9 protein-coding genes and 1 pseudogene are annotated in these 11,811 nt (G+C 70.0%); 6 read left to right on the forward strand and 4 right to left on the reverse strand.

All coding sequences use genetic code 11. The annotated features are described in order from the left end of the window. Positions 1-3: 3 nt before the first annotated feature. Genes ACFWBQ_RS37275 through mtnA form a run of 4 tightly spaced genes read right to left on the reverse strand, consistent with a single transcriptional unit; the run spans position 4 to position 5,733 of the window. Complete coding sequence (locus ACFWBQ_RS37275) at positions 4-1,830, reverse strand: LpqB family beta-propeller domain-containing protein (RefSeq protein ID WP_385508242.1); 1,827 nt, start codon at positions 1,828-1,830, stop codon at positions 4-6. 28 nt (positions 1,831-1,858) lie between these two features. Continuing rightward, the gene (gene mtrB, locus ACFWBQ_RS37280) at positions 1,859-3,892 is read right to left on the reverse strand and encodes an MtrAB system histidine kinase MtrB (protein ID WP_385508212.1); all 2,034 of its coding nucleotides are present in this window, start codon (positions 3,890-3,892) and stop codon (positions 1,859-1,861) included. A gap of 1 nt (position 3,893) precedes the next feature. Continuing rightward, positions 3,894-4,583 carry a two-component system response regulator MtrA gene (gene mtrA, locus ACFWBQ_RS37285; RefSeq protein WP_187281934.1) on the reverse strand — a complete coding sequence of 230 codons (690 nt, stop codon included), beginning with the start codon at positions 4,581-4,583 and terminating at the stop codon, positions 3,894-3,896. 4 nt (positions 4,584-4,587) lie between these two features. Continuing rightward, positions 4,588-5,733, reverse strand: coding sequence for an S-methyl-5-thioribose-1-phosphate isomerase (gene mtnA / locus ACFWBQ_RS37290; protein ID WP_385508217.1), 1,146 nt, complete (start codon positions 5,731-5,733; stop codon positions 4,588-4,590). Between the two features lie 140 nt (positions 5,734-5,873). Here mtnA and ACFWBQ_RS37295 point away from each other — a divergent pair, with 140 nt between their 5' ends. The 6 genes and pseudogenes from ACFWBQ_RS37295 to ACFWBQ_RS37320 form a co-directional block, all read left to right on the forward strand. Then, positions 5,874-7,085, forward strand: coding sequence for a glycerophosphoryl diester phosphodiesterase membrane domain-containing protein (locus tag ACFWBQ_RS37295; RefSeq protein WP_385508218.1), 1,212 nt, complete (start codon positions 5,874-5,876; stop codon positions 7,083-7,085). 4 nt (positions 7,086-7,089) lie between these two features. Then, positions 7,090-7,782, forward strand: a complete 693-nt coding sequence (locus ACFWBQ_RS37300) for a DUF4129 domain-containing protein (protein ID WP_385508220.1) — start codon at positions 7,090-7,092, stop codon at positions 7,780-7,782. After that, on the forward strand, positions 7,779-9,011 hold the full coding sequence (locus ACFWBQ_RS37305; RefSeq protein ID WP_385508223.1) for a DUF4350 domain-containing protein: 1,233 nt from the start codon (positions 7,779-7,781) through the stop codon (positions 9,009-9,011). The genes ACFWBQ_RS37300 and ACFWBQ_RS37305 overlap by 4 nt, the downstream gene beginning before the upstream one ends. After that, positions 9,008-10,027 (forward strand): AAA family ATPase, encoded by a 1,020-nt coding sequence (locus ACFWBQ_RS37310; protein ID WP_385508226.1) that lies wholly within the window; start codon positions 9,008-9,010, stop codon positions 10,025-10,027. Before ACFWBQ_RS37305 ends, ACFWBQ_RS37310 begins: the two co-directional genes overlap by 4 nt. 10 nt (positions 10,028-10,037) lie before the next feature. Continuing rightward, positions 10,038-11,351 (forward strand): DUF58 domain-containing protein, encoded by a 1,314-nt coding sequence (locus ACFWBQ_RS37315; protein ID WP_385508236.1) that lies wholly within the window; start codon positions 10,038-10,040, stop codon positions 11,349-11,351. A 7-nt stretch (positions 11,352-11,358) separates the two neighbouring features. Beyond that, positions 11,359-11,450 (forward strand): annotated as a pseudogene (locus ACFWBQ_RS37320) (IS5/IS1182 family transposase); the annotation flags it as partial. Between the last annotated feature and the right edge of the window lie 361 nt (positions 11,451-11,811).

Raw genomic sequence — 11,811 nt, forward strand, 5'->3', positions numbered from 1 at the left:
GGTTCAGCCCGGGTAGACCAGCGAGGAGCCGTCCTTGAGCACCGTCTGCCAGTTGTCGCCGGGCGACAGCTTCACTATCCCGTCGCCCTCGGTGTCCGCCATCAGTGGCAACTGCTCGTCGCCCGCAGCCGCGATCGCCGTCACCTGGTTCACACCGGGCAGGACGCCGGAGGCCGACGTCGAACCGTCCGCCTGCACATAGCGGACCTGCTGCACGCTGCCCTCCTCCTTGCCGACCACCACGAGGCGGCTGCGGCCCGACCAGGAAACTGCGGTCACATCGGCCAGCTGGGGTGCCGCCTGGCGCAGATCCTGCACCGAGACCTGCTCGGCCTCACCGGACCCGGTCCGCTCGACCCGGCCGATCTTCAGCGTCGTATGCCCGTCCTTCGACACCCGGAGGGCGATCCGCACCCCGTCGGCCGACATCCGCAGCGCTTCGATCCTCCCGCCGTCCAGGCCGGGCACCTCGACCTCCTGCGGTTCACCCTCTCCGCCCGTCAGCCGCAGCAGCCTGGGGCCGGCCGGATCACGGTCGGCAACCCACAGATCTCCCCGGCCGTCCCAGCTCGGGGCGGACAGCCGGTCCTGGGCCTTCCTGGCCCTGCTGCTCACGACGGGCTCAGCCGGTTCGCTCTCCGCGACGAGGGAGGACACATAGAGATCCTGTTGATTGGCCGAGACAGCGGCAGCCCGCTGTTCGTCCCGGGCCACACCGACGGCGCTCATGGCCACCTGCCCGGCGCCGAACGGGCCGATCACCGGTTCCGGGTCGCCGCTGCCCTTGGTGTTCCCGGGGATCCGCTGCACGTGCCCCTTGTCGTCCACGAAGTACTGACTGTCGTGGGCACCGGACCCGTTGTCCGAAGCGAACTCCTCGGCCTCGTCGGCCCCGAGGGAGCACAGCGGGCCGCGCTCGCCCTGGAGCTCCACCTGGCCGACCCGCGCAGAGGTCAGGTCCCGCAAGGTGAAGAGCACCTGGGCCGCCATCATCCGGCAGGCCCCCTGGTTGACCTTGTCGGCCTTCTTGTTGAGCGGCACCTTCAGGACGTTCTGGTCGTCGGGCGCCAGCGAAGTGACCCCGCGCTTCAGCGCCGTACCGGTGGGGAAGCGGGAATCGACGACCGGCCTCAACCAGTGGGACGGCCCCTCCAGCAGGGTCCGGACCGTCTGTGTCGCCGTGTCCATCCGCGTGACCGGATCCGTGCGGTTCCGTACGTAGACGGGGTCGGCGACGAGCGCGGACTCACCGTCCGTCCGCCCGGCGGCAAAGTAGTACTTGTTCACGGACCGGTAGAGCCTCTTGAAGTCGGACTGCCCGAGCACCAGACCGTCGGGCACGATGTCGATGCGCCACTCCTGCTTGCCGTCCGCCCCCTTCTCCCGCACCAGATGCAGCACCTGGGAGTAGTCCGTCGGTGCGAGCGGCCGATAGGAACTCTGCGCGTCGACCGCCGCCACCTGCTCGCCCGTGAGGGTGTAGGCGGTCTCCGTGCTCCTGCGCTCCTCGTCGCGGAGCGAGGGCCCGTTCCGGTTGGGTGCCTTGGCGAGCACCGTGGTGCCGTGACTCGGCTTCCAGGTGCGGGCCGCCTCCTTGCTCAGGTACTTGCGGGTCGTCCTGAAATCGGGGTCGTCGCTCGTCATCGACTCCAGGAAACCGTCGACGACCTCGATCGGCGCGGCACCTTCCCTCGGCGGCACGGCGTACACCTGCACCTGGGAATCACCCGGCTGCGAGGCATCGACCGCCTTGACATCACCGGTGACCGGCATCGATCCGCACGCGGACAGGACCACGATGCCGCAGCCCAGCAGTGCGGACACCCGCACCGCACGTCCGTGCCCACCCCGGCGGCGGTCAGTTTCCACGAGTCGTGTCCTCCTGGTCCGGATCCTGCGTCTCCTGGTCGCCCCCGCCCGGCCGTTCCCCGGCCGGACGCGACACCACGCGTGCGCCATTACCCGGCAGGGCCGCCGGATGCACCGAAACGGGTGCTGTACGCGGCGCCACGGGGGCGCGCTCCGGAACGGGCAGCTGCGACCGCGCCGCGGACCCGGTCTGGTTCGGTACGGACAACAGCCGGTGGTCGGCCGCCGGCGGGGCCGCCTCGGCCCGTTCACGGTTCTCCCGGTTGCGCCGCGAATCCTCCGGCTCCAGCGGTATCGGCGAACCGCGCAGCGGCTCGTCCGCGGTGCGCGGCAGGGTGAGGCGGAACTGCGAACCGCCACCGGGCTCGCCCCAGGCCTGCAGCCAGCCGCCGTGCAGCCGGGCGTCCTCGACGGCGATCGAAAGGCCCAGTCCGGTCCCCCCGGTCGTCCGCGCACGTGCCGGATCGGCCCGCCAGAAACGATTGAAGACCCGGGTCGCCTCGCCCGGCTTGAGCCCCACCCCGTAGTCCCGGACGGCGACAGCCACGGCACCCTGGGCGACCCCCATCCGCACCACGACGTCCCGCCCCTCACCGTGCTCGACGGCGTTGACGACAAGGTTGCGCAGAACCCGTTCGACACGGCGCGCATCGGCCTCGGCCACCACCGGCTGCTCGTCACCGATGACACTGATGCGGCTGCCCTTGCGCTCGGCCAGCGGCTCGGCACCGCCGATCACCCGCCGTACGACCGCACGTAGATCTATCGGTTCGGCTTCCAGCGCCGCGGCACCCGCGTCGAACCGGCTGATCTCCAGCAGGTCGGACAGGAGCGACTCGAAACGGTCGAGCTGGTCCCCCAGAAGTTCCGCGGAACGCGCGGTCACCGGATCGAAGTCGACACGCGCCTCGTGAATGACATCGGCTGCCATCCGCACAGTGGTCAGCGGGGTCCGCAGCTCATGGCTCACGTCCGAGACGAAACGCCGCTGCATCCGGGAGAGCTCCTCCAGCTGCTGGATCTTCAGCTGCAGGTTCTGCGCCATCTTGTTGAAGGCCTCACCGAGCCGGGCGATGTCGTCCTCGCCGGTGACCTTCATCCGTTCCTGGAGCCGGCCGGCCGAAAGCCGCTCGGCGATCCCCGCGGCCATGCGTACAGGGGTGACGACCTGGCGTACCACGAACCAGGCGATGGCCCCCAGCAGGACGACCACGAACAGACCCGCGGTGGCCAGGGTCGTCGTGACCAGCGTCAGCGACTTCTCCTCCTGCGTGAGCGGGAAGAGGTAGTACAGCTCGTACGGATTGTGGTCGACGTCGTAGAGCCGCTTGCCCACGACAAGTCCGGGCTGCGGATCCTTCCCGTACGAGTAGCGGATCAGGGAGTACGCCTGGAACGCCCCGGGCCCCTTGTCCACGGCCTCACGCAGATGCTGCGGCACGCTGGACGCTTCCACGCTGCCCGAGCCGCGCGGTGCCCGGCTGGTCGCACTCTGCTCGGCGGAGTCGGCACTGAGCGCCACCACGTTGAAGGCGTTCGTGCCGCCGCTGGCGAGCTGATCGACCAGCTCGGTACGCCAGGAGGTGTTGGCCGTCATGCCATCGGCCCCGTCGTCGCCCTGGCCACCCGGGACGAGCGGCGCGTTCGCGTTCGCCTGGGCAGCCGCGAATCCGCCGGCCGCCTGCGTCTGCGCGGCCTTGCCCTTCGCGTCGAGCAGGCCGTTGCGGACCTGCCCGATCACGACGAAGCCCAGCAGCAGCACCACACCGATCGACATCAGCAGGGTGCCCGCGACGACCCGCAACTGCAGGTTGCGCCGCCACAGACGCACGGCGGGCAGCAAGGGACGCCGGAACCACCGCATCAACAGGCGCAACACGGGACCGCCGGGCGCCCGGTCCTGGAACAACCGGCCGCCCTGGCGGAACCGGCTGTACCGGGAAGACCTCCGTGCCGGACCGGCAGCCCGCTCCGTACGGACTCCCGGCCCCCCGGGTTTCGGAGCAGCGCTGCCCAGGGTCATATCAGCTCGGTCCGGCCTTGTAACCGACACCCCGAACGGTCACCACGATCTCCGGACGCTCCGGGTCCTTCTCGACCTTGGAGCGCAGCCGCTGAACATGCACATTCACCAGACGGGTGTCGGCGGCGTGGCGGTAGCCCCACACCTGCTCGAGCAGTACCTCGCGGGTGAAGACCTGCCACGGCTTACGGGCCAGCGCGACCAGCAGGTCGAACTCCAGCGGGGTGAGGGCGATCGACTGCCCCTCCCGCTTCACCGAGTGACCGGCCACATCGATGACCAGGTCCCCGATCGCCAGCTGCTCCGGCGCGGGCTCTTCGGACCTCCGCAAACGTGCCCTGATCCGGGCCACCAACTCCTTCGGTTTGAACGGCTTGACGATGTAGTCGTCGGCCCCGGATTCCAGGCCCACCACCACATCGACCGTGTCGCTCTTGGCAGTGAGCATGACGATCGGCACACCCGACTCGGCCCTGATCAGCCGACAGACCTCGATGCCGTCCCGTCCGGGCAGCATGAGGTCCAGCAGCACCAGGTCCGGCTTGGCCTCACGAAATGCAGCCAGTGCCTTGTCGCCGTCCGCTACGAACGACGGCTCGAAACCTTCTCCCCGCAACACAATGCCGAGCATCTCGGCCAGTGCGGTGTCGTCGTCGACGACAAGGACGCGTCCCTTCATAAACGACATCATCCCATTAGCTAATCGTTATCTGCGATGACCTGGCACACAGCTCTGCCAGTCCGACCCCCGTGACCGGGGAAATGATGCCCTCCTCCGTGACGATCGCCGTGACCAGTTCGGGCGGCGTGATGTCGAATGCGGGGTTGTACGCCAAGGCTCCCGGGGGCGCCACCGACTGCCCGCCCCCTTCGCCCCCGGCCGATACGATCTGTGGAGATGTGAGCTCCGTCACTTCTGCCGCGGAACGCTGCTCGACGACTATGGATGTGCCGTCCGCAGTGTCCAGATCAACGGTCGTGGTCGGCGCCACGACGATGAACGGCACATGGTGGTACTTGGCAAGCACCGCCAACGGATAACTCCCCACCTTGTTGGCCACCGAGCCGTCCGCGGCAATGCGGTCCGCCCCGATGAGTACGGCATCCACCTCCCCCGCGGCAAACAGCGAACCCGCCGCGTTGTCCGTGAGCAAGCTGTACGGCATGCCGTTGCGCGCCGCTTCGTACGCCGTCAGCCTGGCGCCCTGGAGCAGCGGGCGGGTCTCGTCCACCCACAGCCGCCGCAGGCTACCCGCCCGGTGTGCTCCCAGAGCCACCGCGAAGGCCGTGCCCTCGCCTCCCGATACGAGCGCCCCTGTGTTGCAGTGGGTCAGCAGTCGATGCCCGCCGTGGGGCAGGAGCTCCGCCAGCAGCTCCAGACCGTACTGCGCCATGCGGCCACTGGCAGCCGCGTCCTCCCGGTGGAGGGCCCGCGCCTCCGCCAGTGCAGCCACGGCAGCTTCCTGGGGGCCGGCACCGTTCCCAGCAGCCACCGCGTGCACCCGCGCCACGCGCCGCGCCCCGTACCCGAGATTCACCGCGGTGGGCCGCGCCGCCTCCAGCAGCTCCGCGGCGTGCGCCACGTCGTCGCCCCGGGCAGCGGCCAGTGCCACGCCATAACCACCGGCAATCCCCAGCAGAGGCGCCCCACGCACCGCCAGCGTCCGGATCGCCCGGACCAGCGCGGGCACATCGGCGCACACCAGCTCGACCTCCTCCGAGGGAAGCCGCGTCTGGTCGAGGAGCACCACCGCGGGACCTTCCGGTGGATCGTCCCAACGGAGTACGGAGAGGGCCGGAGGCTCGATGCCCACCGGCGATTGCGCGTCCTGATCAGCCATCTGCCCAGTCTGCCCGCTGAGCCGCTCCCACACGAAGGCGAGAAGGAGATACAGCGCCCGGCCCGCACCGGAGCATCGCGTGGCACGATGGCTGCCAACCTGCCGCCCCGATGAGCGGTCAGGACCGTGAAGGAGCGACAATGAACGACTCTCCGGGCTGGGCTTCGCCCGGATCTGCCCCCTCCGACGGCCAGGAGACGGGTATCCCCCGGCCTTCTTCGCCCGTCGACGGAAGCGGCCCCGGCGGACAGTGGTCCCCTGCACAGCCGCCTCCGGGGCAGTGGTCCCCACCGAGCGCTCCCGGCAACGGACCGGGCGTGCCGCCCCCGCCCGCCCCGGGCTGGGGCGGCACGCCCCCACAGGGCCCGGGATGGGGCCGGCCACCCATGGCGGCGAAGCCTGGTGTCATTCCTCTCCGCCCCCTGGGCGTCGGAGAGGTCCTCGACGGCGCCGTGTCCACCATGCGCGCCCACTGGCGCACCGTGCTCGGCATCAGCCTCGCGGTCTCCGTGATCGCCGAGATCGCCACCATCCTCGTGCAGCGCTACCTCCTGCCGGAACCGAAGTCGATCGACCCGAACGCCGTCGGTGCCGAGGCCATCCGCCAGGCCGCCGACTCGGCGCAGTCGACGCTGGTCACCAACGCCCCGGCCACGCTCATCTCGATGATCGCCACGCTCTTCATCACCTCGGTGCTCACCGTGGTGGTCAGCCGCTCCGTACTCGGCCGCAGGGCGACGCTTTCCGACGCCTGGTCCGAGGCCCGGCCCCGCCTCCTTCCGCTCCTCGGGCTGACGCTGCTGCTGAGCCTGATGATCGCTGCGGTGATGGCAGTGGGACTGCTTCCCGGCCTGCTCCTGGATGACGGCCCCGGGATCGCACTGACCTTCGTCGGCTTCGTCGCCGCCTGCGTCGTCGTCGTGTGGCTGATGATCCGCTTCTCGCTTTCCGCGCCGGCCCTGATGCTGGAGCGGCAGTCCATCCTGACCTCGCTGCGCCGCTCCGCGAAGCTGGTCAGGGGCACCTGGTGGCGGACGTTCGGCATTCTGGCTCTCACGTACCTGCTGGTCGTCGTCGTGGCCCTGATCGTCGTGATCCCGTTCGGCGTCATCGCACTGGCCGTGGACAGCGAAAGCCTGAGCGAGCTCATGAACGGCAGCTCCACCGATTTCGGCTGGCCCTTCCTCATCATCATGGGGGTCGGCGAAGTGATCGTCTCGACGCTCACCTACCCGTTCACCGCAGGAGTGATTGCCCTCCTCTACGTCGACCAGCGCATCCGCCGCGAAGCGCTCGACCTCGACCTCGCCCGGGCCGCCGGCGTGCCCGGCTACGACACCCCCAGGAGCTGATGCGGTGACGGGGGCGGGGGGCACCACAGCACGGCGGCTCATCCGGGTGGGCGACGACATACCCGTGGACGTCCCACGCGTCCCGGCACGCGAAGCGGCACAGGACGAACTGTCCGACCCGATGTACCACGAACACGATCCGAACCTTCTCCAGCGTGGACTCGACCGCTTCTGGGAATGGGTCGGCGACCTCTTCGACGGTGCCACCGGATCCGCGCCGGGCGGCCCGCTCGGGCTCGTCGTACTCCTCCTCGTCGTCATCGCCCTGGGCGCCGCCCTGTGGTGGCGGCTCGGCACACCGCAGCGCACCGTCCGTTCGGCGGACGCCCTGTTCGGCAGCAGCACCCGCAGTGCGGCCGAGCACCGCACCGCGGCCGAGGCGCACGCGGATGCCCACCGCTGGACCGAAGCCGTCCAGGAACGCATGCGCGCCGTCGTACGCGCTCTGGAGGACCGGGCCGTACTCGACCCGCGCCCGGGCCGCACCGCCGACGAGGCAGCCGCCGAAGCGGGCCGGCTCCTACCCGCCCATGACACCCGGCTCCGCACCGCCGCCCGGGTCTTCGACGATGTCACGTACGGGGGCCGCACGGCCGACCAGGCCGCGTACCTGAGTCTGTGCACCCTCGACCGAGATCTCGAAGACACCAAACCCCTGCTCACCGCCGCCCCCATGGCTCCAGGGGCAGCCGGATGACCGAAGCCACGATCGTCACCACGTCTGCGTCCCGCACACCGCACCAGATCTGGCTCCGGGTCCGAGGACTGCTCCTCACCCTCCTCATCCTCATCGTCGCGGGCATCACCTTCGCCGCTGTCGGCTCCGGCGACCAGCACGGCCGCCTCGACCCCCGCTCCGCCGACCCGTACGGCAGCCGGGCCGTCGCCGAACTCCTCACGGACCGTGGCGTCTCCGTCAGCGTCGCCACCACACTCGACGAGGCCACCGGCGCGTCCGGGCCCGACACCACTCTCCTCGTCGCCGGCCCCAATCTGCTGACCGCACATCAGCAGCTGAGGCTCCGGACGGCGACCGGCGACGCAGCCGGCCGCACCGTCCTCGTCGCTCCCGGCCCACCGTCCGTGACCCGGCTCGCCCCCGGTGTGCGGGCGGATCCCGCAAGCCGGGTAACCGCGCGCACACCGGACTGCGAGTTCCCTGCCGCACGCACCGCCGGAACAGCCGACGCGGGCGGCAACCGCTACACAACGGACGTACACGGCGCCACCGCGTGCTACCCGGACAACGGGCTTCCCACCCTGCTGGTCCTCCCCGGCCGAGGAACCGGCGACACCGTCCTGCTCGGTTCCCCCGACATCCTCCACAACGACCGACTCGACCTGGAGGGCAACGCCTCCCTCGCTCTCCAACTCCTCGGCTCCCGCCCGCATCTCGTCTGGTACCTCCCCTCGCTCACTGATCCCTCCGCCGCCGAAGGCGACGCGAACGGCGGAAGCGAAGACGGCAGCCGTGAGGACGAGTCGGGCGGCGAGCGCGGGTTCATCGGCCTCATCCCCTCCGGCTGGCTCTGGGGAACACTCCAACTCGCCCTCGCCGCAGGCCTCACCGCAGTCTGGCGTGCTCGCCGCCTGGGCCCCCTGGTCACCGAGCCGTTGCCCGTGGCCATCCCGGCCTCGGAATCCACCGTGGGCAGGGCCCGCCTCTACCGCAAGGCGAACGCCCGCGACCGCGCTGCCGAAGCACTGCGCTCCGCCACCCGCACCCGCATCGCTCCACTTCTCGGGGTGTCCTCCCGAGACACCCGGTCCCCCGAGGTCCTCCTGCCTGCCGTCTCCGCGCGTCTCGCCACCACGGGCAGCGACCTCCGCACTCTGCTCTTCGGCCCGGCCCCGGCCGACGACGCCGCGCTTGTTCTCCTGACCGACCAACTCGACGCCCTCGAAAGAGAGGTACGCACTTCATGAGCGCCCCGACCCCGGAGCCCAACGAGCCTGCGGTGCCCGCAGGGACCCCCGTGGCCCCCGTGATTTCCGACAGCGCCCGCGCATCCCTGGAAGCTCTGCGTTCCGAGATCGCCAAGGCCGTGGTCGGCCAGGACCCCGCCGTCACCGGACTCGTGGTCGCCCTGCTCTGCCGAGGCCATGTCCTGCTCGAAGGCGTCCCCGGAGTCGCCAAGACCCTCCTGGTGCGCGCCCTTGCCGCCTCTCTCGAACTGGACACCAAACGCATACAGTTCACGCCCGACCTGATGCCGAGTGATGTCACGGGCTCGCTGGTCTACGACGCCCGCACCGCCGAATTCTCCTTCCAGCCCGGACCGGTGTTCACCAATCTCCTGCTCGCCGACGAGATCAACCGCACCCCTCCCAAGACGCAGTCCTCCCTCCTGGAAGCCATGGAGGAACGCCAGGTCACCGTCGACGGCACTCCCCGTGCACTGCCCGACCCCTTCCTCGTCGCAGCCACCCAGAACCCCGTCGAATACGAGGGCACCTACCCGCTGCCCGAAGCCCAGTTGGACCGGTTCCTCCTGAAGCTGACCGTGCCCCTCCCGTCACGTGACGACGAGATCAACGTGCTGACGCGTCATGCCGACGGGTTCAACCCGCGCGACCTCAAGGCGGCAGGCATACGGCCCGTGGCCGGCCCCGCAGATCTGGAAGCCGCCCGCTCCGCCGTGGCCAAGACCACGGTCTCCCCCGAGATCGCTGCCTACGTCGTGGATATCTGCCGTGCCACTCGTGAATCCCCCTCGCTCACCCTCGGGGCCTCCCCCCGAGGAGCCACCGCTCTGCTCTCCACAGCACGTGCCTGGGCCTGGCTCACCGGCCGGGACTACGTCATCCCGGACGATGTGAAGGCCCTGGCACTCCCCACACTCCGTCACCGCCTCCAGCTGCGGCCGGAAGCGGAGATGGAAGGAGTCACCGCCGACTCCGTCATCACCGCAGTCCTTGCCCACGTCCCCGTCCCCCGATGAGGCGGTGACCATGGCCCTCACCGGACGAACCGCGCTCCTGGCCGCCTTGGGGTCACTCCCCGTAGGCATCCTTGCCCCGAGCTGGATGGGCATGCTCGCGGTGAACGCCCCTCTCTCATTGGCAATTCTGTGCGACTACGCCCTGGCAGCGCCAGTACGTACGCTGCAGTTCACCCGATCCGGCGACACATCCGTTCGACTCGGTGACGACGCAGAAGTGCAACTCACCGTAACCAACCCCTCGCGTCGCCGCCTTCGGGCGCACCTCCGCGACGCCTGGCCCCCCAGCGCATGGAGCAGCGAAGCCGAACAGGCCTCGTCCCGGCACGCGTTCACCGTCCCCGCCGGCGAGCGACGTCGTCTCACCACGCTCCTCCGCCCTTCCCGTCGTGGCGACCGCCGGGCGGAGCGCGTCACAGTCCGTTCGTTCGGACCACTGGGACTGGCGGCCCGACAGGGGAACCACCATGTCCCGTGGACAGTCCGGGTCCTGCCTCCCTTCACCAGCCGACGGCATCTGCCCTCGCGGCTCGCCAGGCTCCGCGAGCTCGACGGCCGCACCAGCGTTCTCACCCGGGGCGAAGGCACCGAGTTCGACAGCCTGCGTGCGTACGTGCCAGGAGACGACACCCGGTCCATCGACTGGCGGGCCACCGCACGCCAGTCCGCAGTCGCCGTCCGCACCTGGCGTCCCGAACGCGACCGCCACATCCTGATCGTCCTCGACACCGGTCGCACTTCGGCCGGACGAGTGGGAGACGTGCCCCGCCTCGATGCGGCCATGGATGCGACGCTGCTCCTCACCGCCCTGGCTACACGGGCGGGCGACCGCGTGAACCTCCTTGCCTACGACCGGCGAGTCCGCGCCCAGGTTCTGGGCAGAGCCGCCGGAGGAGACGTCCTGTCCGCGATCGTCAACGCAATGGTCCCGCTGGAACCGGAGCTCGTGGAGACGGATGCCCGTGGCCTCAGCACAGCCGCACTGGCCAGTGCCCCCCGGCGCTCCCTGATCGTCCTGCTCACGAGCCTGGACTCCGCCCCCATCGAGGAAGGCCTGCTCCCGGTGCTCCCTCAGCTCACCCAGCGCCACACGGTCCTGGTGGCCGCAGTCGCGGACCCCCACATCGAAGCCATGACACGCGCCAGGGGCACAGTGGACGCGGTGTACGACGCCGCAGCCGGAACCCAGACCAAGACTCAACGCCGCAGAACTGCGGATCAGCTCCGCCGTCATGGTGTCGTGGTCGTCGATGCCACTCCGGATGTGCTCGCACCGGCGCTGGCTGACGCCTACCTCGCGCTCAAGGCCGCCGGCCGACTCTAGACGTCGTTGGCCGGCCGGCTGCCGGCGCCTGCACGCCGCTACGAATGCAAGCCCCAGCACTTCCTCGCCTTCGTCGGCACAGCCGCAACCCTCATCTGCCAGCCGCCTCCGCCTGAGCGACCGCCCCGGACCCGCCGCGGAGAACCCTGCAGGACGATGAGGCCCAGGAAGAGAACTCCTGAACGGGAAGCCGTGGCCGGCTGGTGGCAGGAACACGGGGAAGCGCGGGGAAGCGTCTGTTCCCGACGGACTGCGCGGCGCTGACCTGCGTCGAGATGGTTCTGCTCGAGCTCAGCTCGTGTCAGGTACCTCGCCGCAGCCCGCCGGCTGACACGACCGTCTTGGTGTGGTGCCCGTGAAGCACCACGGCCCGGAAAAGGGTGGTGAACGCAGAAAAGCCCCGTGCCACAAGGGCACGGGGCTTTCCCGGAATAATTGTTCGGCGGCGTCCTACTCTCCC

This window comes from Streptomyces sp. NPDC060035 (genome assembly GCF_042736635.1).
GTDB lineage: Bacteria > Actinomycetota > Actinomycetes > Streptomycetales > Streptomycetaceae > Streptomyces.